The organism is Halopenitus salinus (assembly GCF_055397165.1).
The window spans coordinates 2,355,088-2,379,766 of record NZ_AP043853.1 but is presented as its reverse complement, the minus strand read 5'-3'; the positions used below and the strand labels follow the sequence as shown (position 1 = coordinate 2,379,766).

At 51.6% G+C, this 24,679-nt stretch carries 24 protein-coding genes; 13 read left to right on the top strand and 11 right to left on the bottom strand.

Translation table 11 applies throughout. The features are described from left to right. Positions 1-4: 4 nt before the first annotated feature. On the bottom strand, positions 5-1,426 hold the full coding sequence (locus ACZ5YD_RS13695) for a winged helix-turn-helix domain-containing protein (RefSeq protein WP_379741151.1): 1,422 nt from the start codon (positions 1,424-1,426) through the stop codon (positions 5-7). 96 nt (positions 1,427-1,522) lie between these two features. On the opposite strand from ACZ5YD_RS13695, the gene ACZ5YD_RS13690 reads away from it, so the two are divergent. From ACZ5YD_RS13690 to ACZ5YD_RS13675, 4 genes are all read left to right on the top strand, one after another. After that, positions 1,523-4,198 (top strand): DUF1156 domain-containing protein, encoded by a 2,676-nt coding sequence (locus tag ACZ5YD_RS13690; RefSeq protein ID WP_379741153.1) that lies wholly within the window; start codon positions 1,523-1,525, stop codon positions 4,196-4,198. 98 nt (positions 4,199-4,296) lie between these two features. After that, on the top strand, positions 4,297-4,737 hold the full coding sequence (locus tag ACZ5YD_RS13685; protein ID WP_379741156.1) for an HNH endonuclease: 441 nt from the start codon (positions 4,297-4,299) through the stop codon (positions 4,735-4,737). Positions 4,738-4,974: 237 nt separating this feature from the next. Beyond that, positions 4,975-5,376, top strand: a complete 402-nt coding sequence (locus ACZ5YD_RS13680; RefSeq protein WP_379741158.1) for a hypothetical protein — start codon at positions 4,975-4,977, stop codon at positions 5,374-5,376. 77 nt (positions 5,377-5,453) lie between these two features. Then, a complete protein-coding gene (locus tag ACZ5YD_RS13675) occupies positions 5,454-5,837 on the top strand; it encodes a hypothetical protein (protein WP_379741161.1) in 384 nt (127 codons plus the stop codon). A gap of 7 nt (positions 5,838-5,844) precedes the next feature. Here the strand turns inward: ACZ5YD_RS13675 and ACZ5YD_RS13670 are convergent, their stop codons facing one another. The 10 genes from ACZ5YD_RS13670 to ACZ5YD_RS13625 form a co-directional block, all read right to left on the bottom strand. Next, positions 5,845-7,605 (bottom strand): 5-methylcytosine restriction system specificity protein McrC, encoded by a 1,761-nt coding sequence (locus ACZ5YD_RS13670; protein WP_379741163.1) that lies wholly within the window; start codon positions 7,603-7,605, stop codon positions 5,845-5,847. Then, positions 7,605-8,837: an AAA family ATPase gene (locus ACZ5YD_RS13665; RefSeq protein WP_379741166.1), complete on the bottom strand. Its 1,233-nt coding sequence runs from the start codon at positions 8,835-8,837 to the stop codon at positions 7,605-7,607. The genes ACZ5YD_RS13670 and ACZ5YD_RS13665 overlap by 1 nt, the downstream gene beginning before the upstream one ends. A gap of 455 nt (positions 8,838-9,292) precedes the next feature. After that, positions 9,293-10,942: a sensor histidine kinase gene (locus ACZ5YD_RS13660; protein ID WP_379741169.1), complete on the bottom strand. Its 1,650-nt coding sequence runs from the start codon at positions 10,940-10,942 to the stop codon at positions 9,293-9,295. Between the two features lie 400 nt (positions 10,943-11,342). Beyond that, positions 11,343-12,800 carry a site-specific integrase gene (locus ACZ5YD_RS13655; RefSeq protein ID WP_379741172.1) on the bottom strand — a complete coding sequence of 486 codons (1,458 nt, stop codon included), beginning with the start codon at positions 12,798-12,800 and terminating at the stop codon, positions 11,343-11,345. A 159-nt stretch (positions 12,801-12,959) separates the two neighbouring features. Next, the gene (locus ACZ5YD_RS13650) at positions 12,960-13,706 is read right to left on the bottom strand and encodes a recombinase family protein (protein WP_379741175.1); all 747 of its coding nucleotides are present in this window, start codon (positions 13,704-13,706) and stop codon (positions 12,960-12,962) included. Further along, the gene (locus tag ACZ5YD_RS13645) at positions 13,696-13,899 is read right to left on the bottom strand and encodes an AbrB/MazE/SpoVT family DNA-binding domain-containing protein (protein WP_379741178.1); all 204 of its coding nucleotides are present in this window, start codon (positions 13,897-13,899) and stop codon (positions 13,696-13,698) included. Before ACZ5YD_RS13645 ends, ACZ5YD_RS13650 begins: the two co-directional genes overlap by 11 nt. Positions 13,900-14,165: 266 nt before the next feature. Further along, positions 14,166-14,579 carry a TRAM domain-containing protein gene (locus tag ACZ5YD_RS13640; RefSeq protein WP_379741181.1) on the bottom strand — a complete coding sequence of 138 codons (414 nt, stop codon included), beginning with the start codon at positions 14,577-14,579 and terminating at the stop codon, positions 14,166-14,168. Positions 14,580-14,632: 53 nt separating this feature from the next. Next, a complete protein-coding gene (locus ACZ5YD_RS13635) occupies positions 14,633-14,785 on the bottom strand; it encodes a DUF7837 family putative zinc-binding protein (RefSeq protein ID WP_464384452.1) in 153 nt (50 codons plus the stop codon). Between the two features lie 475 nt (positions 14,786-15,260). Beyond that, complete coding sequence (locus ACZ5YD_RS13630; RefSeq protein WP_379741184.1) at positions 15,261-15,626, bottom strand: hypothetical protein; 366 nt, start codon at positions 15,624-15,626, stop codon at positions 15,261-15,263. Between the two features lie 221 nt (positions 15,627-15,847). Continuing rightward, positions 15,848-16,120 (bottom strand): AbrB/MazE/SpoVT family DNA-binding domain-containing protein, encoded by a 273-nt coding sequence (locus ACZ5YD_RS13625; RefSeq protein ID WP_379741187.1) that lies wholly within the window; start codon positions 16,118-16,120, stop codon positions 15,848-15,850. A gap of 297 nt (positions 16,121-16,417) precedes the next feature. Between ACZ5YD_RS13625 and ACZ5YD_RS13620 the strand changes: the two genes are divergently transcribed. The 9 genes from ACZ5YD_RS13620 (at position 16,418) to ACZ5YD_RS13580 (ending at position 24,679) form a co-directional block, all read left to right on the top strand. Next, complete coding sequence (locus ACZ5YD_RS13620) at positions 16,418-16,954, top strand: hypothetical protein (RefSeq protein ID WP_379741190.1); 537 nt, start codon at positions 16,418-16,420, stop codon at positions 16,952-16,954. After that, complete coding sequence (locus ACZ5YD_RS13615) at positions 16,951-17,097, top strand: hypothetical protein (RefSeq protein ID WP_006629034.1); 147 nt, start codon at positions 16,951-16,953, stop codon at positions 17,095-17,097. The genes ACZ5YD_RS13620 and ACZ5YD_RS13615 overlap by 4 nt, the downstream gene beginning before the upstream one ends. Before the next feature lie 310 nt (positions 17,098-17,407). After that, positions 17,408-18,178, top strand: a complete 771-nt coding sequence (locus ACZ5YD_RS13610; RefSeq protein WP_379741193.1) for a S1 family peptidase — start codon at positions 17,408-17,410, stop codon at positions 18,176-18,178. A gap of 551 nt (positions 18,179-18,729) precedes the next feature. Beyond that, entirely contained in the window at positions 18,730-19,011 is a 282-nt protein-coding gene (locus tag ACZ5YD_RS13605) for a helix-turn-helix transcriptional regulator (protein WP_379741196.1), read from the top strand. A gap of 189 nt (positions 19,012-19,200) precedes the next feature. After that, on the top strand, positions 19,201-20,565 hold the full coding sequence (locus ACZ5YD_RS13600) for an AlbA family DNA-binding domain-containing protein (protein WP_379741199.1): 1,365 nt from the start codon (positions 19,201-19,203) through the stop codon (positions 20,563-20,565). Positions 20,566-21,171: 606 nt separating this feature from the next. Further along, positions 21,172-21,543: a DUF7344 domain-containing protein gene (locus ACZ5YD_RS13595; protein WP_379741202.1), complete on the top strand. Its 372-nt coding sequence runs from the start codon at positions 21,172-21,174 to the stop codon at positions 21,541-21,543. 384 nt (positions 21,544-21,927) lie between these two features. After that, positions 21,928-22,569, top strand: a complete 642-nt coding sequence (locus ACZ5YD_RS13590) for an HNH endonuclease (protein WP_379741205.1) — start codon at positions 21,928-21,930, stop codon at positions 22,567-22,569. Next, a complete protein-coding gene (locus tag ACZ5YD_RS13585; RefSeq protein ID WP_379741208.1) occupies positions 22,569-23,453 on the top strand; it encodes a hypothetical protein in 885 nt (294 codons plus the stop codon). Before ACZ5YD_RS13590 ends, ACZ5YD_RS13585 begins: the two co-directional genes overlap by 1 nt. Then, complete coding sequence (locus ACZ5YD_RS13580) at positions 23,450-24,679, top strand: PD-(D/E)XK nuclease family protein (protein WP_379741211.1); 1,230 nt, start codon at positions 23,450-23,452, stop codon at positions 24,677-24,679. Before ACZ5YD_RS13585 ends, ACZ5YD_RS13580 begins: the two co-directional genes overlap by 4 nt.

Here is a 24,679-nt window from a genome sequence, read left to right as displayed (position 1 = left end):
ATTGTCAGAGAATCACACCCAAAATAGCATCTGTGTCGAGATTACTTTCATAACTTAAATTAGTAGAATAATAGTGTTCTATCGCATTAATCGCTTGTTCTTTTTCAATACTATTTACATTAGATAATATTTGATCAATACAGAAGCCAATATCGTGAGTATCAGTAATCTTCTCAAGCTGAAAATCAAAATTCATCATGTGTCCCAGATACAGTGTATAATCTTGTGTTTCTCTACCTGATTCAGACATTTGGGTGTTATTCCAAAATTCTCCCCCATGGATTAGAAATGCTCGGGCTGCGTTCATACGATTTTTTCGCTTTTCACGAGAGGATTCGTTATCAAGTATATAATCCCGCTGTAGATCATGACAGCGATAAACCCATTCACCGGCTTCTTCTCGACGTTTTACAATTGCACGTTGGTGGAGACCTGCCAGTAACTGTCGAACTTTTGCCTGAGATCGATCCGTCATTTCGCTTAATATATGAGGTCTCAGTTCTCGAAGGACACATGAATCTCTAAGAAGTTGCTCTTCCTCAACCGTCAATTCATTAAGAAGACTATCTTCTAGGTAATTTATTAGCTCTGGTCTGTTTAACGGACTATCATTCAGTATATTCTTTAGTCCGGTATTATCAGCCAATGTTAATAGTTTATTGAGGATAAATGGATGGCCACGAGTACGGTTGTATACTTCACCGATCACATCGTCCTCAACTGAAAAACCGTGCTTTTGAACTAACTCTTCTGTAGCGTGATCATCTAACTCACTCAGCCCCACCCGTAATATATTCTCAGGTTCGTTTGGAATATGGCGGGAAGAACCAATATACCATGTAACATTATCCGGTAGATCACGAGATATTTCCTGAAAAGCAGAATTAAATTTCTTTTTTCTATTCTCATTAAGACCTCCTACGTCATATTGATCTATTATTAAAACAATTTGGTCGTGATTTTCGGATTCCTTTCTGATGACATCGAGTACAAAATGAATTGGATCAATTGTTTCTGTTATATCATCATCAGTGTTGAATAGTTTGGCTAATGTTGTCCCGAGTACAGCACTACCCACACCTCCGGATGGATCTAGTATTGAGCTAGCGCTAGATATTGATTTTATCGTTGATGGTGATACTTCTGACTTTATTTTTTCTCTAACCGAATTCGGGAATTCCGCTTCCCATTCCTCTAATAATCGTTGGAGAAAGACTTGTACTGTGTCTGGGTTCCCGATCTCGTAACGAATGACCGGAATATTTTCTGATTCGCAGGTAGATGCAAATTCATCAAGCAGTGCCGATTTACCGAAACCGCTAGGTCCTGAAACCGTATACATCTGGGCATTTGATTCAGGACCAAGCCCACTCTGCAGGCGATTCATTTCCGTTGTCCTATTCACAAAGGGGCTTGAGACATCCATTGAATAATATTTGTTTGTAGAGGTGGTATAATTATATTGTCGTGGAGAGTTCCCAAACAGATATACCGGCGGGGATTCGTTTGGTATTTAACTACTATGTCTGAAGGCTTAGAGGACCGAGATCGGAAAGAGCTCCCTATTGAACGAGGATTCCCGATCGAGCGCGTGAATGAGATTGCCGAGAAAGAGGGGCGTGCAAAGATGTACTACCGACCTATCTACACGATGCACAAGTGGTGGGCACGGCGGCTGGGCTGTGTTTTCCGTGCTGTCTCTCTCTACACCCTGCTCGATGATCCGGAAAAGGTCTCGGTGTATGAGCCGGGTCACGAAGGTGGCACACTCGCTGGTTACGGTGACGACGCCGACAGCGAGTCCGACCTCGACGTCGCCTCACTCCTCGAACGCGTGGATATGACGGACCCAGAGAGCCTCTGGGAGCTCTACCCGAAGGATGTCCGCATCGAAGACAAGAAAATCCTCGATCCATTCATGGGCGGCGGCACATCGCTCGTCGAAGCGTCTCGATTCGGCGCAGAGGTCGTCGGTAACGACTTGAATCCCGTTGCTTGGTTCGTCACAAAGAAACAACTCGAAGCCGGCCAGACCGACGTCGAAGAGTTGGAAGGAGCCTTTGAGCAGGTGAAGGAAGATGTAGCCGACGAAATTACGCAGTACTACAAAACGCCCTGTCCGAACAGTGACCATGATGCCGACGTGATGTACAACTTCTGGGTAAAAGAATTGGACTGCGTCTCCTGCGGACACACCGTTCCGTTGTTCAAGGACTATCGGATCGCAGCAGGCCGCTATGAGAACGATGACAAGTACAACGTTCTCTGTCCGGACTGTGGATCGGTCACCCTCGTGGATGACTGGCAGTCGGAGAGTGTATGTAACGATTGTGGTCATGATTTCGTCCCGAAAGAAGGGAATGTCTCACGCGGTGGAAAGTACAATTGTCCGGATTGCGGGCAGAAGTATGGGATTAAAGATGCGATACAGGAACAGGACGGATACGATCTCCGGCTTTACGCAATTGAATACTACTGTGAGTGCTGCGACGACTCCGGTAAAAACAGAGCGGCGTATAAGGGTTATAAACGCCCACAAGAAGCAGACGAGGAACTATTTGAGAAAGCAAAGGAAGAGTGGAAGCAGAGTAAAGAACTACGCAACTACGTCCCGTCTGTAGATATTCGCCCGGGATGGTATACTGCATCAACTCAATTTGAAGGCTCTGCTCCCGGGGCCCATGATATTCTCCAATATGGATATGAAGAGTGGGCCGACATGTATAATGACAGACAGCTTCTGGCTCTCTCGAAATTACTTCAGAGCATCGATAAATTGGAGGATGATAATCTCCGAGAGTTCCTTCTACTGTGCTTCTCTGAATCACTCAACTATAACTCAATGATGATTGGGTATAACCCAGCATATAATAAGGCCACCAACATTTTCAAGACGAATTCTTTTGATCCGCCAATCACCCCTCTTGAGAATAATGTCTGGGGATCTGAATACGGCACCGGTACATTTAGTGCTATGTGGGAGATGGTCAAGAAAGGTGTAGAATATGCGAACGAGCCCACAGAGCGGTATATCTCTGATGGAGATACACACGAAACACCACCATTCTCACAACCTATTGGTGAAGAATCATCGGTGACTTGTAACGATCTCCGAGATTTGGAGTACGAAAACGAATTTGATTTGGTACTTACAGATCCCCCCTACTACGATAATATTCTCTACTCTGAGCTCTCGGACTATTTCTATGTATGGCAACGACAGCTCCTGAAAAAAGAATTTGAATGGTTCAACCCAACAGCGACTCCACGAGCCAAGAGTATTGTCTCGAACCCAGCCGAAAATAAGGATGTCAAAATATTTGAATCCGAACTTAAAGAAGGATTCGAGAGCATTCATACTGCTCTAAAAGACGATGGCGCACTTGCGTTCACTTACCACCATAGCGACTCCGAGTCATGGGGTGAATTGCTTGAAGCACTCTGTGAGGTCGGATTTGAAGTTACAGCAACTCATCCGGTATCCGCAGATATTGAGAAATTCATTCAAGGAGAAGCAGTCTCGTTTGATATTATCGTAGTTGCTAGGCCAACAACTGAGCGAACATCGGCTTCTTGGAAATCTCTCCGCCGAGACATCTACCGCACGGCCCGCCGCACACGCAAGCAACTCGAAGAGAACCGTGAGCTCTCCCGTGGTGACATTGGAGTGATGGAGATGGGCGCGTGTTTCCGTGAGTACTCCAAGCATCACGGTAAGGTACAGCGCGACGGTGAGATAATGTCCGCAAAGGAGGTCGTGCAAGAGATCTACGGCATCATTCAGGAGGCCAGCGACATCGGCGTCGAAGATGTGTTTATTGATCTGCTCGATAGTCCCGATCCATCGTTCGACGACATCAATAAGCTCTGTCGTGGCACCAATGCCACGCCAGAGGACCTCAAAGAGATGTGTCTGTACAACACCGACGACGGCTTCGAACTTGGGACGTGGGACAATGAAAAGCGTCGGGCGTATATCGAAGAGCGGACCAACGGCAACGGCGATGAACATCTCTCAAATCTCGACAAGCTCCAATTCCTCCGGTACCGGTACGAGAAGGGACAGGCCGTCCAAAACTACGTTGACAAGTGGGGTGTCGATGACGATCTCCGCGAGCTCGCCGGACGGCTCGCGGACGTGACTGGTGACGACACCTATACGCGCGTACTCGGCGACCGAGACATCACGAGCTACTGAAGCGAGGAGCAGGTTAATTTCCCAGTCGATGATAACTCACACACTGATGCTGGGCATCACAGAAATAAACCCAGACAACCTCGATTGAAACAAGAGATATGTCCGATAGCACGCACCAAGACCGAAAGCAACGGTTCGAACAGATCGCACTCTCAGTCCGAAACAGGGACGCTGGTAGATGTCGGTGGTGCGAGACGACAGAAGGTGATGAGCGGTTGAGCGTACATCACCTCATCCCAGATTCGCGCATCCCTGACCGATTCGATGCTCACCTTCCGGTAAACCTCGTTTCGTTATGCCAATCATGTCACTCCGAGCTTGAGTCTCGTTCATTGGACTACCAACTTCGTGTTCTTGATGTAGAAGACCGAGAAGAACTGATGCTCTCTGAGACAACTCGGAATGCGCTGAACGTACGGCTGAATAAAATTGGTTCGGCCGAGGTCTCGGTGAAGGGCATTTCAAAGGTTGAGTCGCAGGAATTCATTGACGAAGACCTCACCAGCACGGAGTCTCAACGAGGGCTCTCCGAATTCTAACGGCGATTGGTAGTGTTGTGGAATTGAAGTCATGGAAAATCCCCTCGTACAATTCTGTTCAACCCAGAGGTTAGCCGATTATACCGTGTCTTCGAAGAGATGAGTATGAAGAACATGTATCTCTCCTTCAGAGAGGTAGAAATCAGGTGTTTTTGTGTACTCACGGGGTAGTTTTTGTATTCCTTCCCAGCAATCAGGTACCCAATCTTATGGCTCCCTCGTGTGTCCTTTGATGAGATGGTCGAACAACTATCGGCAAATCTGATGGAAGCGTTCATCTACGGTCTCATAGCTGCCTCGATTAGCGGCATAATCTTCGAAAGTGGAGATCGCTATACCAAGACAGCATGGTCCGGAGATCAGTTTGCGGGCAAGATCGAAGCACTCCCATTCTTCCTTGCCACGTTCTTTCTTGGTCTGTTCATCAAGTACGGCGAAGGTGTGATTGGAGCAGAAGTTTCAGCTCTCACTCAAAGCTTTATCGCCGGTCAACGAATTGGTCTCATTTTGATTTTCGGCATGATCGCGTTCAATGCCTCGGTAGACAATTTTCGATACACAGACCTAAAATCGCTCATGATTATGGGAATTGGTGGATTGCTATTCCTTCGACCAGAGATGATCTATACCGTTGTGTGAGCCTTTTCGATTGGGAGTCTCTGTATGGCCAAGCGACAGCAACCCGTTTTTTATCCTGTGAAACTGTGAATCAACTAATGGCAGGACCCGGACAGATTCCCGGACGCTACAATCTCGTCATCGAGGGCACGCACGACACCTTCGATCACCGAATGCCGATCGAGGAGTTCATCGAACGCCTTCAGAAAGACGATGTCCCGGATGAAGTCTCCGTAATCGGCCTCGAAGACGCCCTCTCGGACAACGAACTCCGTACTGAGCTCAATAGTGCAATGGATCGACGAGCGAACGATTTAGAGTACCAGAATCCGACGGTTCAGTTCGTCGTTGAGGGGTCGTTCCATCGCCAGGGAAAGACGTACGACCTTCGCTACGATGACCAGCTCCACTCCTTACAGGATGTGTTTGGGGCACAAATCGAACGAGAAGGAGATGGAGACTGGCTCGTTACGCCTTTCTGAGGTCCACTCACAGAAGCTTCAACGGCCCTTCCTTCTCGACTTCCCCTGTATCCCTCTTGAGGAAGTATAGGTCGATCCAATCTTGATGGTCTTCCTCATAGAAGACGGGGAGACAGGTCCACGTGTACTCGTTACGTCGCTCACAGCGAGTTTCGATCTGGTCTCGCGTCCAATCCCCGTCATGCTCTAAGTCGTAGCGGTTCCGAACGTTGTACGAGTGCTCGTCGGCGGCCGCTTTTACCACCCGAAGTGAGAAGTCTCGGAGGTCTTGGAATGTGAAGGGGCCATTCATGTCGGTAGCCCTACTGAGGTCGCTCTCCTTCACACCGTCCAAGCAAAGCTTGTTCTCCGCGATTGCGTAGAACGGTTCAAGTTCCGGATGGATATCTGCGAGAACGCTATGGAGATACTCGTGTACGACTTCGTCGTACTTGTCTAGTGAGAAGTCGCCTGTCGGGGAGATTATTTCCAACTCTGCGCCGGTCTGTGTGACTCGACGTCGTCGTGGTTCGAGCAACGGGCAGAGGAAGGCGAGTCTGTCGGCGTGGAGGAGATACGCGTAGCTGAACAACCGCGATCGTGATGGAGACTCCTTGACCGGGTCGTGCCCTTCTGCGTAGTATTTCGAGTCGAGGACAGCGATGGTCTCTTTCCCCTCTTGGAGGGCGTGGTCGGGCGCGTGGTAGATTTGGTTCTCGCCCTCGAAGGGATTGACCGACGGCGACGACGAGGGTTTGACGTTGGCGACCGAATCGAAATGGTCGTAGGACTTGATATAGGCGAGTTCGCGTTCGATCACCACCTGGGAGTACTGCTCGAACAGCGACTCCATGTTCAAGACGTAGTCCACGACCAACTCTCGGGGCCCGTCCTTGAGCTGCTGGCCGAGCGACGACGACAATACCGCCTTTGCGACGTCGAACGCCTTCCGGTAGTACTGGCGTTGTTTCGGAAGGTCACCGAGTGTGATGCGTCGATACTCGTCGATGCGGCCCAGTCCGCTGTCAACACCCATGCCCTCCAAGCGTTCGACCTCTCGATGAACTTCCGAGAAGATGCGATCGTAGCCGGGATGGTCGTACTCCGAGGCATTCTGTCGGAACAGTCGGAGCAGCGTCTTCCCTGCGTAGTGGAGCAGCGAGTTGGCGGCGTTGTCGTACTCTGTTTCGTTTCGGATCCAATTCGGCTCGACAGTTCCCCGGGCGTGATTCAACAGGGTTTGTTCGACATCAATCTCTCCTCGTCCTTCGAGGCTGTTGGTCCGCCGCAAGATTAGGTCTCGAATGTACCCGTTGCGTTGGATCGTCTCAAGTCCCTCCAAGTAGTTTATCGCCATCACGACGAGCACGTCTTCGAGTTCGATATCGTCAGAGAGGAAATCCTGAAGCGGAATGCCGTGGTAGTCGATCGAACGGTTCTGATCGTATACCGCCAGGAGCATGTCGAATATCGGGCCCCAGTCGATCTTCGGGGTAATCGTGACCTTCGACGACGGGGTCAGGCTCACTGCCCCGACGATATCGGTCGCAGAAACGTGGATGACGTCGCCGTCGTCGCCTTCCACGGTTACCGTGATAACGTCGTACTGCTGGTCGGAGTCGAGAGCATTCTGGCGCTTCGTGAACACGCCGGGACTCTCTCGTGTGAAAGACGCGCGACGAAGCTGATCAGTGATGGACGACGGACAGTCCTCTATCCGGATTTCCCCCCGCTCAGGGACGTCGAATGTATCCCGCCCGTACTGATAGACTTCGTCGACGGCACTCATTACTCGTAGGAACCCATCTGGCGTCGCTCCTGTTCAAGTTCACGTTCGGCGAGTTCAGCAGCCGGGGAGAGGTCGAATTCCTCGAACTCATCATTCAGCGCCCGGTAGTGTTCCGCGATTCGTTCCACCTGCGGGAACGCTGCGGAGTTCAACAGCCGGGGAACGATGTAGGTTCGGAAGGCCTGTCCAACCGAATCGGTCTGGTCGTACTCGTACTCCCCGCCTTCTCGGCAGGCGACACCGACGAAGACGGCGACATCGCGGTAGTGCATCGGGCCAAATCGCATGATTGAACCCTGTGCCGTGGACTCGTTGCCGTGGTTGATCCCTTCGTAGTCCCGCTCAAACAGACGGAGTAACTCGGCGTCGTCGATGTCGGTCTGTCCCGAAATGTGCGTGTCGAGCCAGTCTTTGAACAGTTGGCGTCGCTTGTCCTCTTCGTACTCGTCCAACTCGATCATGGCGAATCGGCGGGTGATCGCGTTATCGAGTTCATTCACGGTTCGGTCCGACATGTTCATTGTACAGATAATGTTCACCCGCTCGTCGAGTTCGATGGTCTCTCCCTCATCAGTCTCGAAAATCGTCTGGTGCGGGTTTTCGATCGCGGTGTAAAGAGGTCCGAAGATCTTCGAGATGTCGGCCCTGGTGATCTCGTCGAGGATGACTCCGTATTCGACGTCGAACCGGCGAGCTCGTTGAACACCCTCCGAGACACAGCCGAGCTTGGTCCGGTAGCTGAGCGATTCACCGGTGTAGTCCGGACTGATTCCGCCGATGATGTCCGACGGCGTCCATGAGGGTGTCGCGGTGTGGAGTGAGTATCCAATACCTGTTTCCCGGGCCAACTGCTTCGCAAACGTCGTCTTCCCGGTCCCCGTGGGTCCGTAGAGGACGACGGGTTTGCCGGCTTCGAGGGCGACCTTGGCGTTTCGCACGACATCTTCGGGGACGAGGATGTCTTCAGGTGTCTCATCACCGCGAAGACTGACGAGACGCTTCAATCGATCTGATGCGAGACGTGACTCTAGGACTGCCTGCCGGACGTTTCCGAGACCGCGTTTCCCATCGTGGGCTATGTCGAGTTCTTGCTCCTCGATGAGATACAGAAGGACTTCCTCATTCTCAGCGTTCTCGATTGCTTCAACGACATCGCCCTCGACACGCCGGAGGATGTTGATCTCTTCCTTAGCCTGCTCAAGCGTGTACGTGTCGTCAGACGAATTACCCATTTTCAGATAGGTATAGCCGAGGATATATAAAATCCGTCTCAGGCAGTCTATTCTTTAGTATGGTATCGAAACTGCGCAGACGACGGAATATCCAATTATTGAACTGGTCCCCACCTTCTCGTCAAACACCATCTAGCGCTGGTGTCTCAACCCGGCGTGATTGTGGAGAGTGGATCCCTTCCGACGAGTGTACACTGTGGTGTGTACCTCTCACCTCAGTATGTAGTCACCTGGTATTGAATATCTGAGACGTGAGGATATCGTCTCCGTCACGGTCACTTGTCATCAACGAGTTTAGTCTGCGCCGGCTCTGTTGAAATCCTCTTCGAGGAACACGTTCTGCCCGAGTTCCGGCCAGTACAGATGAAGCACAGATCGCTCAGTACAGGGGACTCACGAATCGCTCAGTGCAGCGGACACATTTTGCAGAACAGTCAGAGCCTGTCAGTACAGAATCACGCTACGGTTTCAACGCCGAGGATCTCGAAGCGAACTCCACCGGTCTCACTCTCAGTCACCTGTATCTTCCACCCATGTGCAGCAACTGTCTCGGCGACGATAGCGAGTCCAAACCCGGTCCCTTCCTCGCGGGTCGTATACCCCGGGTCGAACACGGACTCACGGTCACTCTCAGGGATACCGGGCCCATCATCAGCCACGTAAAATCCCGGCCGGTCAGGAAGCACTCCGACGGAGACCGTCACGTCCGGGCCGCCGTGATCGATTGAATTCCGAAACAGGTTCTCGAACAGTCGTTGGAGCCGTGTCGGGTCCGCTTTGAACGTCAGGTCGTCCTCGACACGTAACTCGGCAGCGTTTGTCTCAACCATCTCCCAACTGTTCTGTGCGACCGACGAGAGCAACACTGCATCCCACTGCTCGACTGGTTGGCCATCACGGGCGAGCGAGAGAATTTGCCTAATTAGGTCCTCCATCCGAGTTAGCGCCCGTTCGATGGCTGCTGCGTGTTCATTCTCTGCAACCTCCTCGACATCCTCGCGGAGTAATTCGAACCGCCCTGTGGCCACGTTGAGAGGATTACGGAGGTCGTGACTCACTAAACTGGCAAACTGTTCGAGACGTTCGTTCTGTCGCACTAATTCCTCACGATACCGCTCACGGTCAGTCACGTCGGTCAGAAGGATGGTTCGGCCGAGCCCAGCTTTTGCTGTCCCATACGGTGTCTCTGTAACATGGTAATACCGGGGGCGGTCCTCTTGTTGGAGTTTCAAAATAGCGTCGTCGCTGTCAAGACAGTCAGCTACTCGTGGAAGTGTCGTCTTCAGAGGGGTGCCCTCGGCACCGTCAAGGTCAGGGAAGAGGGTCTGCGCAGCGCGATTCGTGTCTCGAATGTGGTTGCTCGCGTCAAGTGCAATAATTGGCTCGTCCCGTTCGCCGGCCAATTGGATGGCATCGAACTGGTCGATATAGACGAACGCGACACCAACGGCGAAGACGGCGACCCCGAGCGGCTCGTAGGTAATGTCGATGAGGTAGGGCGTGGTGTACCCGATGATATCGAACACGACGGGCAGGCCGGTGATTCCAACGAGAGCGAGGAGCGCTCGTGTGTCGAGATCGATCTCGGTGAACAGTTCCAACAGCATGAAATAGCCGACAAAGGCGAGTGCATACGAGAGCCCCATTGCAGTCCAATGTAGCGGCCCTGTGTACACGGACAGATGAGGGAACGGGGTGGCGACGGCTGTCGTCGTGAAGTATCCTTGGTGGAGAGGATTGGTGACCTTCACCGCGACAAGTACGATGTAGACGGCGATAGCAAGGCGACGGTATGTCGGATTTCGATGGTAGGTCCGACCAGTATACGCTGAACAGAAGTAGAGCCATGCGCCGACAGCTGCGAGTCCCAGCACGAGCCCGAACGTATACCACGCGAGTTTGAGTGATATCGTTGGAGAGACGAGAAATCCGACGTGAGCGGTCGCCCACCCGCCGCTAGTCAGGAGGAGTGCCCACAATCCCCGTCGCGTATCAGCATTTGTGATACGTTGAAGGCGTGTGAGACTTATAAAACAGGCCAATGCAGCCACGACGAAGAGACCAACATAGAGCAGAAAGAGAGGAGATGTCGTCGAGACAGCCATATTGGACCGTCCCGGGGGCCAGAGTAATACTTTATGAATCTGTAAGGTGACGATGTCTTGATAGCGCGTGATAGACGCGCAGTCTTCAGCGACTGGCTATTTCGGGTGAGAATATATTTGAAGAATAGTATTTCAACAGAGTTTAGAATTGCTAGATGTAGAAAAACATCGACAGACAATCTGAAACAAAACGACGAGTGCGTGATAGGGTCAGAAATATAACTGCTGATAGCCTGTGGCTCGGAGTGACAGCACGACCGTACTAGAGGAGAATTTGATTCACTCGACACAACGGTGTGCGCCCAGATCAAGTCGAAGTGTGGTCGTTATCGAACTTCAGAGCACTCGATCTGTGGTCATTACATAAAAAATCACAGGCCGAACGCAGCTGGCGCGCGGTTCAGAACTCGAAAATGAATCCGAAGTTCACCGCCAGAGGTAACACAATCAGTAGGACATACATGGCAACACCCTTCCCAAACTTCGTAGCATTGGGTGCTGCCCCACCATTGGTCATCCAATATTTGTTCCACTCTCTACTAAGTCGAGTGCGAATTGTTGAGGCGCTTCGAAACGTTCCATAAGCGGTGGCTCCACCGAGACCGACAACTGAAAGAGCGGGATTGTCATCACTATCTTGATCGAGGAATTCATCGAGTTTACTGTTCACCCAATCGGCTCGATGCTTACCAGGTTCAGGATCACGCGATCGTGGGACTCGATGAGGATTTTCGACATCGACCAGCGTCGTCGCTTCGGTAACTGGGACTCCGTCCTTCGTTTCGACACGATCGGAATCACGGTCGATGTGCCCGGGGAGTTCGTGATCATTCGGGTCGTAATGAATCTGATCTTTATCGGGGAAGCCAGCGCGATCGTACGGTAGGTTCACGTCGCGTGGGTGGTGTAACGGAAGTGGCTGGTTTTGCTGCTCCCGATGGCGGTCTCGACGAACATCTTCATCATACGCATCGCCGTCAGGACTGACCGGGGAGAACGGTTCGTTCTGAAACGGGAATGGGTTTCCAATGACCGGAAACTGATGTTCGGGGTCCTCGGGCACAACGGGTGGCGCTTCGTCGCCCTTTCCCATTACGTTATATAATTTTAAAGTGTTGATACGGCCGCTTTTTGCTATGTAGTATCGCGCTGTCTGTAGATCTTCCCAGCCTGCAAGATCACGAAGCATCTTCACATCCACCGATGCATCTGCGAGGAATGTCTCACCTGTCGCCCGTAGAGGGTGGGCAGAAATCTCTGACGAGTCCACACCGTCGGCGTTTTCGGCGGCCTCTTTCAACAGCCGGTTGATAGAATGCTGTTGCCAGTCAAGGCAATCAAACTCATCGAAAAAAGTCACTAGACAAGCAGTGATTCGATACGACCAGCCGAACGCGATGACGCGTGCAGACCGGTCATATTTGGGAGACCACTTGCTTGTGTAGACGATTTTCTGTAGGTTTTCGGGAGTACAGAACTCAGCTCGTTTGATTACATCTTCTCGTTGTTCGGCTTTCAGATTTTTCCACGAGACCCCGGATTCCCACTCGCCGCTCTCTTGTAGTTCCTTCAGCCCTTTTCGTCCCCATACGTCAAGCGCGCCAACCCAGCATCGGCTACATCCACAGGGGTCGAACGAAGGGATACAAATCTCTCCGCGTTTCCAATCGATCCAAGATTCACGAAGATGCTGTATCTCTTGTAATCGCATTCCAAGTCGCCCTGCAAGTAAAATAACATAGCAGGTAATCAGGCGACGGGCACGATCGTCTATTCGTAGTGCCCCAATGTACATGCGGAAGTACGTATCAACACCAAGGGCGTCTGTAGCTGACGGCTTTCTATCGTGTGCAGTCACACACAAGCTAAATTTGTAGTTATTTAAAAGGGTAAGTTTGGAGAATATGATATATTAGAGTGGATGGGTAGATCTCGCTCTTATCTAATTTCATCCGTGATCAAGCTATTAGCAAGGTAGTCACCTACTGTCAGCCTCGTCCACCGCGCGGCACACATCCTACGCTGGTTTCTCAAGAGTCTCCAACTGGTGGCCAAGACGTCCCCCCGCAATTGCGTGGTTGTACGCCTGCTCTCGCTTCAGAATCTTAGCCACGGTCGGATGTGTCCACGGCACTTCCTCAGCGATACAACGGGTGGATTTGCCGTTGTCGGCAAGTTTCAATACCAACCGGATATCCTCTTTGTGTTCTTCCTCGATAACAAGATACTGTTTGTCACCATCAAAACAGAGTCCAACCGGAGGCTGCCCATGGTAGTAACCATTCGAAATGCGCTCTTTGGTCTCCTCAATCGACTTCTCGATGTATCTCCTCATTGCTTCGTGCTCTGAGGCAGTTTGTAAGAGTTCGATAGCAACAGTCATTGGATCGTCTAAATCTATTGGCCCGGATCCGATGTCGTGGAGCTCGACATCGTTCTTACGGCAGGCCACGATGAGTTCCATAGTGTCATCAAAATCTCGGGCGAACCGACGCTTTCCATCGGCCCATACCAAGTCTGTCTCTCCATGTTCGATGCGTTTCATCACACGCTGCCACTCTCCACGGTCCTCTGTTGAGAATCCGCTTGACCACCTGCCGTCGTTATAGATCGTGTTCAGTTCGACCGGAGGATAGTCGTCCCGGTCGTTAATCACGGCCTCATATGCTTCGATATTCTCTTTTTGCCGTGGTATAGACCGGTCGCTGTCCTGAGAGAGTCGGGTGTAGCCGTCGGCTATGAGAGTCTCTTCATCACTCGTCATCGTACTGGTGGACCGTCAGCTCCATTTTGTTTGCTGCACTACCCATCTCCCATTCGAGTTCATCACCCTGTGACAGACTAAAGAACTCAGCCGTGTCTTTCGGAATGGTGACCCGGTACTGTTTGGTCTCGCGGGTGTTTCCGTCTCGATCAGTGACCTCTGATTCGGTAACTTGGACCTTCGTTTTCGCCATGTCTGTTTAGTGTTACGTGTTGTACTACTATTAGTGTTAGGAAGGTGTGGTAAAGCTACGCCCCTAGTGTTAACACAACAAAATTATAACAATAACAACTCAGTCCACAAAATCGAACTGCTATGTGCCAGCACGAGGAGAGATTAGGGCTGTACACTAACTGGGCGTGTAAGAGTCTGAAAAAACAATTTTCTGCCCATCGCTACAAACGACGGCAGAATAGTCGTTAGTGGCGGACAAGGTTCGCCGCGCAGGGTCCCTTGGAACTACTCGTAGTAACTGACGCGCTCAACAACTTCCGCGAAGGCGACATTCTCGCGCACATCAGTAATCTCGATAGTGACACGCTCGCTCTGTTTGGTGTCAGGAACAATAACGACGAAACCGCGCTCAACACGGGTTATACCATCGCCTTGATCACCAATATCTTCGATTTCGACGGTGCGTTGCTCGCCTTCTTCGATAGGGGGCGTCTGTGGCACTTGATCGACCTGTGGATCAGCGTCAGTGTTGTTGGCCTCGTTGGTCGTGGGTACCGGCAGAACAGCCACACGATACGTCTCCTCTGCCTGTAGATCGCCAAGGCGGAGTTCCTGCTCCGGAATCTCAACCACATATGACCCATCACGCTCTTCGACTTTACCCGAGAACAGACACCGAAGTTCCTCTGAAATCTCCATTTGTAAACCTTACACCGGATACGCGACGAAGAGCACTTTACTCTGCTGTCTGCCTATTCCGGCGCTACAACGTCCCCACACGCCGGACACTCGGTCCACACGCCCTCGGTGCCGTCGTTCTTTTCGTATTCAACAAGAATCCATGCTTCAGATATGTCCTCACCACATTTCGGGCAACGACCGAGGGACGATTCGTCAGCGTTCATGGAAGGGGTGGAAGGAGCGTGTGACAGTGTTCCTTCCAAATGAATTTCATCCGGGGGAGAACGTAAGGCTTTGGCGGCTTTACGGGTCAAACGCACCGAATTTCCGGTGGATACATATCGCCAGTAACATTAACTCACAGCCATCAAAAACTTGGAACCCATGAGTATCCGCACAGTACTTACTCGGCTAATGCCCGGTGACGAGACAGAGGTAGTCGTGGAGTGCCGTCAGTGCGGCGAGAATCTAATGTCGCGCGCAGATGAGTGTCCCAAGTGTGGATCAGATGAGATAGAACACTTTCAGATTTCAGAGTAGACTGCCGCATTCGGGATACATCAGTCAATATCGCAATTAGGAGAGCGCGCATGACCGCAAGGTCTCTCCCTGCTTCTCAGTCACGATCTCGCTCTCAGCGGAGTAGGTCGCTGCCAGACTCCCCCTCATCCTCATCTTCACGGTCTCTGCGAAATCGCCTCAGGGATCGGATGGAGACTTGTCTGGCAGATTCGTCCCGACGAGGGAGCTCGGGAGTCGATGTCCGAGTAAAGCGTCGGTTCGCATCCGGATGTCTCTCCCTAGTTCACTATAATCGAGTTCCTTGGACTCTGGGTCATAGACGTCGTCTCCCGCGTCGTGTCGACAGAGATTGATAAGTTCGATACTGGCGGTCGACTCTTTTTTCGAACCGTCTTCTCGCTCCACTTCTACAAGTATTCGAGTCGGCGAGATTCCCTCTCCAAGTTGGATTGATCTGACACTTGGACCGCTCGATGCTGTTTCGAGCACTTCTTGCTCTGTTTTGAATCCACTCGAATCGTCCTCGACGTCGTCGTTCGTCATGCGCTTGTCGACGTGAGATTAATCCACATAAAATATTGTAAAGTGACTCGTCGAGCCACTACACACACGATCGTGGAGGATCTAGAAAATCAGTCTCGTCCGCTTCTTGGGGTACCGGTTGGCGGGGCTGCTGTTGTGATGAGCGTGCTCTCGCCTCGTCAAACGAAAAAGCGCGTGATATCTCGACATCGAAGATGACCACCATCTTGCTTCGACAGTCTCTACTTCTCATCATCCTTCTGTTTATTTGTCTCTCGCTCGTCACGGAGTTCCATCGTGGCTGATTTCTCTTCTTCCTCGTCCTCATATGCAAGTGCGCCGCGAATTTCCGACGGACGCTTGACTGGTTGAATTACAATCTCTCCCTCCTCATTTTCAACGAACCGGACTCGCCCCCGTGTATTGATATGGAGTTTGTCACAGAACTCTGGGGGAATCGTCACTTCTCCCGTGCTCGTGACTGTGACAATTGTTCCGTCGCCAGCATTGCCCATAGGTACTGAGGCAGATTTAGTGTTACTTTGATTTTTGGCTCTATTAGAATTCTGAGCCAGTGATACGTTCTGCTCCGGGTACGGTCAGTACAGGGGGCCCACGTACCGATGTCGAACTCCGACCTCTCCACGACATGTCAGTAGTAGCTTGCGAGATACAGAGCGTATATTCAGCAAGACAATGTTGTTACAGGCTCAAAGGAGCTCGTCATTGTCAGTTCTTTTCGTCCGGCATGAGCAATGGAATTGAAGACTCTACGCCCATAACCTCTTATTTCACCGCTTATATCGCAAAGTATGCGAAGCAATGTAGAAGAGACAGAGACGCAAGAATCTGAGGGAACTGACTCTTCCACAGAAGCCCGACACCACGCACTTGAGGACGCACGGCGAGTCCTTGACCACGAACTCCAATCTCTCAATGATGTCACTCAGAAATCCTGGCGAATCGTCCAATTCAACGGATTAGTTGCTACAGTCTTCGCAGCACTCGTACCGATTCAATCCGGACTAAATCAACTTACCTTGATCCCCGGCCTGATCCTCACCGCAGCTGCCTTGGTACTCGGCTACTCCACATACACCGCTTTCCAAACTCAGGAACGAGAAAGCGTCAGGACAGGCCCTGAAACAGAGATGTACCGCGCCGTATCCAACCACGACTACGAAGAAGACGAATACCTCTCCCACGCACTACGGATCCACGCAGACGACATCGACGCTATGCAGCCAACAACAGAAGACAAGTCCAAAGACGTCGATAGAGCCCTTCTCACCTCTATCCTCGGCGTCATCCTTTTAGTGGTAGGTACACTATTCCTCTTTACAGTATGACCGACGAAGGAAACTCCGGTGACGGCGGCTCCTCCGGCGACGGTGAAGCCCCCGACCTCGGACAATTCGGATCCCACGAGACATTCAAGGGCGGAGACAGCCCCGACAACACACGGCCCGGCGACACCTCCGACGACGAGTAAGGCCGCTGTAACCCCTCTAGTCTACATTTTATATCTCGGTTAGCAGCAGGTATTCAATACAGCAACGGCTTTGTCAGCTACTTGCTTGCTGTCAGCAGCGGTGTGACGGATATAGAGATTCCATGCAGGACGGAAGCTTTTTTCTTTCGCCTCAGATGCGTTGAAGCAACCGTTCACTGTTTATGCGCAGTGACCAGGCCAACCCGGTTACGATTACGGGTAGGAGGGACGGTCGTTTAACGGGCCTTCCCGGGTCTTACTCGATGTATCACCAACGTCAATAACCCGGCCTACTCTACCGGAACACAACATGAGCATGCCGAACAACCCTTTAGACTCGCTATTCCTGTGCGTCACACCGATCAAACTACCGGGCGGCGGTCACGCAACAGGGACACTATTCCGATACGAGCAGGAAGGCGAGAAGACAGACTATCTCGTCACGAACCGGCACGTCTTCGTTGAGGAGAACGATGACGGCGAAGAAGAATTCGTAGCCGAGGAAGCCCGGATTTACCTGCGAGACAACGCAGACGCACCGATGCTCCGTATCAGCCGCCCACTAGACTTAGTGAAGGACGGCGAGCGGCAATGGATGGAACACTCCGCTGAACCGCAACCCGACCTGGCAGTGCTCGAATTGTACGACGACTTGGATGATTACATCAATCAACCGATCGGCCCGCCAAACTTCCTCCCTGATGAACGACCGATAACAGCAGGTGAGGAAGCGATGATTGTTGGGTACCCAGTGATCGAACCGAACGACTACATGCCGATAATCCGGAGTGCCCTGATCTCTAGTCATTACGGCGGCGGATTTATGGGGAATCTCGCGTTCGCAACAGACGCGAACACGCACTCCGGGATGAGCGGAAGCCCAATCTTCACAACACCGTCGATAATCGATCAGATGGATGGCGGGCCCGTCGTGTATAAGCAGCCGCAGCGGTACTTCCTCGGAATTCACTCATCGACTCTGCAATCGCCCGCGCATTCGATAGAGGAAGGCCCGCTGAATGTTAATTTCGCGTTCTACCCGGAGCAGATCATTGAGATCATCGAAAACAGTGAAGAGTGAACATGTCGTCAGCCTCACGACTTGACCTTCCCGTACCAGTTCCACACGATCCGAGCGCGTTCCGGCCGCACCACTCGACCAGCGACAGGAGAAGTACGACGATTGTCACAAATCACGACCCGATACCGGTGCTGTCGGATCAGACATGTCCCAAGAATACCCATCAAGACAGTGAAAAGCAGGGTATGGACAGCATTGAGGACGTCGTCGTAAATCTGTGCGAGACGGAGACCCATCACGCTGTATCGACCAATTTGACAACCACGATTTGAACAGTTTGTCGTGTAAGACTCGCGCCCTGTATCTTGCACGGCTATCAGAACATCTCTCTAAGCTGGTAGAAATGTCAACAGCTAATTCGCACCTTTCAGCGACCAGCCGTTTCAGACAAGAACATGTCTGAAGAAGAGGATTTCAACAAAGCCAATAGGATAACTCTGCTGAATTCTATGACCTAGTTATTCCGGAGTGAATAGCTCGACAAATATGATACATGAGTATCATTTCGAAGATCAGTAGTATTTCAAAACATGAATACGAAATATGAAGACATGTATGATCTTACTGGCTTTCAGCGCGACTTGCTGTACGTAATCGCCGGCCTTGATGATCCACACGGGCTCGCAATTAAGGACGAACTTGAGAACTACTACGAAAAGGAGATCCACCATGGTCGTCTCTATCCGAATCTCGACACGCTTGTTGAGAAGGGACTTGTCGAAAAAAGTCAGCGAGATAGACGGACCAATGAGTACACTACCACACGTCGGGGTACTAGAGAGATTCAGGCGCGGGCAGAATGGGAAGCCGACTACATCGACCACAGCACCTGACCAAGTCGCCACAGTCGAGAACCCGGAACCGAACTGCTCCTTGGGAAAGGGGAGGACTTCTCTGAATCCTCAATAGCCCAATAGGGTTTGCGTACGCTCGTTCTCGATGTATTTACTATCGAGATCTCTAACAGAGGCGGCTAATCTAGATGTATAGGATTAAGTCCAAAATAGAGCATTACTTATCTAATGAATCTAGAAGAGGAAATCCGGAGAGGAGAACAAGAGTCTGAACGACTCGAATATAAGTCCAAAGAGGTCGGTCCCCGTAAAGTTGCGAAGGAGATCGCTGCGATGTCTAACGCTGTAGGTGGTGCCATCGTTTTAGGAATCCGCGAAGATTCGCATGGCCGACCCGATAGAATACAGAATGTTACATCGAGCGATGAAATTGCTCGATCAATCTCCGATGTGCTTAGTCACTATGTAGAACCAATTCCGCAATTTTCCACGGACATTCTAGATATTGAGGGAAAGACTCAACTGGCAATTCTCGTCGAAGGGACAGACAACTTGCTGAGTTATGAGCATGATCGAATTGAAGAACCGTTGTTTCCGATTCGGCGGCAAACCGAAGTGAGGTATCTTTCTGGTCACGAAGTTCAGAACTACTTCGAAGAACGATTAGGAACTCTTTCGGAAAATGACAAGGAGGGACTTCTAAGGCTCCCTGAACCAGAGGAGGGTATCTCAAATTATTTTATTGAATGCCCGGAAGGGCACATCTCAGAACTTTGTTTATTTACTCCTCACTACTTTCCGGATAATCCGCACCGAGTCATGGCACAGCTTGACTATATTCCTGAAGAGCGGGCAGAACATGTATTTGCAGTTCTAGATAACCTGTTCGGTCTTTCTGTACCAGAGTGCCATTTCACGATTAACCAGTCAAACGGAGCATGGATTGGCAGCGGATATCGGAATTTCGTAGCCAATCTCCGTAACCGAGAAGACAGATACTCGCAGTCGGAGGATTCCGGCTATCAGTTAGAATTGTATGACCATGACCAAGCAGTCCTCATTTGTGATCTAGATATCGGATATCCCGAATCGAGTCTACTCATCTACGCGGCACCTTTTACGTCGCAATCGGGGTACCGACATTTGACAGTGAATTTCTTGATCGATGGCCAACCCGTCGACGTTCGTCCGCTGATTGAATTTGCCGAGCAAAGTGAAGTGAACCTCACCACAGCAGAAAGCGTGGAGATTCCTACTGATGGAATTCAACGACCTGAGCGCATTCCGGTAGACATCGTAGAACGAACGACTCGGACTGTGGAATTCGAGTCAGATTCAGAGGCTAGTGTTGACGGTGCCCTCTGTAAAAACCCATTCTATGGAAAAAGAGAATTCTTACAGAATAAATTAGATATAGGTCGAGTTGTTCCCCTGTCGAATTATCGCACTTTACGTTCTTTCCTACGTGATTGGGATCGTCCGGAAGATCCTCATGAGTACACGACGCAGCATTTTCACGTCACCGATTGGGATGATTTCACGCGAGGGATTTATGCCAACGTAAAACAGGTCCACTTCTCGATAAATTGGTAGCCTCCCAGAATATATCCTCATCGGTTTCCTGTCTTCAGATAGATTCTCATCCGAAACGATTCGTCGCTGAAGATTGTGTATCCTGTATCGACAATGACCAGCCCAAGATGATCATCGACCGGAGATCTCAACAGAGCTACTGATCTACATCCGGTCTAACACCCCCTCTCAGGAGCTTGTAGATACAGCTCACCATCCAAATCACGAGGGAGTTTCACTTAATATACAAATAGTTTTTATAATCGATCCATTACCCACAAGTGGCTGAAAACGCCCCCCGGTGCGATGACACCGGGGAACAACGCTGCCACCAATGACAGCAAACGACACTAACCGTGTCGAGAGTGATAACTCTGCCTCTCGGAGGACCGAGGAATCACTCTCCGCACACGACACACAAGACGCACGAATCGTCGCGGAAACACGCGCTGTCGGAGGAACGACGACACGCAGAGACCTCCTAGTAAAAACTGAATTGACTTCAGAGACGCTTGGGGAACGACTGTGTGAACTTGCAGACTGGGGCTATCTCGATCTAATCGGTGACTCTGGGCACGAGTTGATCGTCCTCACACATCGTGGTAAAAATCTCGCTGAGGAGGTTCGATGACAGAACCAAATCAAGACAGCGCGATGCCTCTTGATCCCGATGACGCGTTCCAAGCTGTGTCCAATAGCCGAAGACGGCAGGTTCTCCTGTCGCTTTCTCAGACGGACGGTGTAGTGTCCGTCTCTGAGCTCGCTCGGGAAATTGCTGCGATCGAGAATCTCATCGATCCTGGTGAAGTATCGGGTGAACAGCGGACGACAGTGTATATCGCACTGATACAGTCACACCTGGGAATGCTAGACGACATAGGCGTCATCGCTTACGACGAGAGAGCTAAACAGGTCGAATCAACCGAGGTAACGAAACCCGTCGCTCAACACATTCGGGAGATAACAAGCGCGTGCTACGAACCAGAGGATTCTGAATGACTCGCACCTCTGAGGACGATCTGATCGACGGATCGGTAATTCGGAAACTGACGAATCAGTTCGACCAGACGAACCAACTATTGGAGTGTCTTTCCCCGGTGAATAGTAACTCAAACCTGTTTGTTAGTGTGATCGAGTTATACTCGCGTTGGAAGGTTGATTCCGACGCTAAACAAATTCTTTCCCGATGGTTACTGGCAGAAGACGTCACCCCGTATAGCGATGAAGCGTACACGGGGGTGACAGATGGTTCGTAACGGGGGATACAACACGTTCCCGACGAGTGTTAGGGAAGAGATCCTCGAACGAGACCGGTATCGGTGTCAGGTATGTGCACGGTTGGGCCCTGAACGCGGTGGGAATATCGACTTGGAAGCACACCATATGCAAGAGAATCCGGAATACGTCGACCGTGACCACCCAGACAACGGGACGACAATGTGTATTCCGTGCCATCACTTGGTCACTCAGCGGATAACGGCCGATGACCTTCCGTTCGACCTCGACGACATCGCCGCCGAGGTTACCCTGCTGTACAAAGACTACGGAATTCTCACTTACCTCTACGAGAACGGGCCAGCGACAACTAGCGAGATCAGAGAAGCCACCGATGGATCGACTCGGACATCGATCATTGAGCGCCTGTGGACGTTGATGTCTGTCGATCGGAAGGTGAGCTCATTGAACCAACCACTGGTTGATAAAGACCTCGACACTGGTGAATGGGGATATCCTGCTGACATCGGGCGCACTGTCCGAGCCAGATTGCCCACAAGCGAGAAAGAACTAGTGGACGGGCTTCGAGACGAGCTCTTACGGCGACTTCTTGATGCCGGGGTCTCCCATTCGACTGTTGGGATGCTCTTTGGCCGGTCGTATAGGGCGACATTTTACATCAACAAGAGGGCAGGTGCGCTTAGAGTCCCCCTCGACGACAGTGAGCACCCTGACGCGCCGATGGATGCAAATGAACTTGATGAAGTCGTCGACCGATTAGCGGGATTGTTCGAAGAGGCCGATATATAGTGACTGACAATGGTTCACGGGAGGACACTGTAGACGTGGAAACGGATAGATACCGTCGAGAATCCATGGAAGGCGATCAGAGGCTGGTCGATAGCGAAGAGGAACAACTGACGCTACACGTCGCTGACGAAGACGAGCTCTTCGAGAGGGCCCGTCAGTGTACACGACCGACAGAACTCGTAGTGTCTCCGGTTGAACTCCATCAGCGGAACGTTCAGCGGCGGCTTCGGGAAGAGCATCTCCCGAAAGACGCCTTCTCGTTCGAAGACCCCGTTCAGCTCAGCAAACGGCTCCTAGAGTCGAATGAACGTCCGACTGCAACTATCGACCGGATCGATCGCTTGAGCCTGCTCCGTTCAGTTCTTGAGGATTCGATGTCTCAGGAGTCGCCAGACATCGCATTCTCATCCCGGCTTGCTTCGCGTGAGCCACAGCAGATCGAACAAATTCGCACGGAAGTAGAGACAGTCACAAATTTTCACCCTGAACGAGTCGCAGCGTGGCGAGATACGGCCGGTGATTTGTACAGTCCGATCGACGCAACGGCTACAGAGCTTCTCGACATCGCGCTTGGCGTGGAACGTAATCTCCGGGAGCGGACCTCAAAGGCAATCTCGGAAACAGAACTGGTCCGACGAGCGACTCAAACACTCGTGGCAACGGATGGTTCTGTGTGGGAAAGCGCGTATCCGCATATCGAACGGCTCACGCTACTCGGACTCAGCAGTCTTTCCGCACCTCACACTGATCTCGTCCATGGAATTCTTGCGACAACGGAAGTTAAGGTCCACATCCATTTCCGCTCTGAAAGTGGAGTGTACCTCAAAAAGCGGGCACGGCACCTACTTGCAGTCACTGGTCCCGGGACAGAGGTGTTCGAATGACCGCATCGGACCGTTTCACGCTCACACGGCCGATCGATCCACCAGAAACCCCCACAGTCGAAATCGTGTCGTCGACGCAGCGAGAGGAAGCGAGAAGCGCGATGGCGGTCGTGGCCGCGCTGTGTGACCAAGATGTTTCGATCCGCGACGTGGCTGTCGTCGTCCGCGACCTCGACCCCTACGAAGAACCGTTGTTCCGAGCGGCCATCCAATATGGACTCACACCAGTGTTTTGGACACAGCTCCGAGTAACTCGGACACGGCCATATGCTCTCGTTGATGCTGTCTGTGAAACGCTTTCTGAGTCGTCTATAGAACTCGATACCCTACTTCGGCCACTCGAACTGGGCTGGTCGCCGACCGGAGAAGTATCCGATACATGGCCGATTGACCCCGCGACAGTGTCGAAAGCGATCAGGCGGCTTCCGCGCGAATCGCGGACTACCAGGGGGTGGAAAGACGTAATCGAAGCTTCTGGTGACGTGGACGACCGCATTTGGAAGTACGTGGACTGGGTAAGTGCTGCTCCCGACCCGGAGCCAGGCCTCGTGAGGGAACTGCTCAGTGATGTCATTGAGGGATATGCTGAGCACGGACTTCCGGAGACGAAAGCTACAGACTCGCCAGCACTGCTCGACACGGAAACTGACGCAAGGGCTGTCGTGCGTATTCGAACGCTCGTCGAACAACTGAGTCACAAATACGCTGATCGACTCGACAAAAAAACGGTCGAACAGTCGTGGGATGACGTCGCCGAACTGGCCAGCGTGATCGTCACACAGCGACCGGGGCGGAGAGAGCACTCGAACGCGCGTGCCGTGGACGTGTTGGAAGCAAACGACGTCTGGGCGCTCGACGTTCCATACGTAGTCGCGCTGGGGTTGACCGCCGAACGATGGCCGCAACCACCAGAGTCAGTTCTGCCACCAGAATTCCGAGAAGCGGTTTTTCGGGGTGAGGGCCGATCACGGCTTCTCGCACCACAGCCCGCGTGGGCAGGCGGCCGAGACCGAGACCAGTTCGTGGACACACTTCGTGCTGCAAGCCGATGTGCGGTCGTGATGCGGCATACACGGACCACAGACGGTGAGGATGTCCCGCGATCCCCGTTCCTTGAATACCTCGACAACGAGCATGTGTCCGAAGCAAGTAGAAGCCAACTCGTCGGAACCGATCGGGACCTTCCACCGGAACTTCAGAGATATCTCACCGGAGAGGTGAAATGA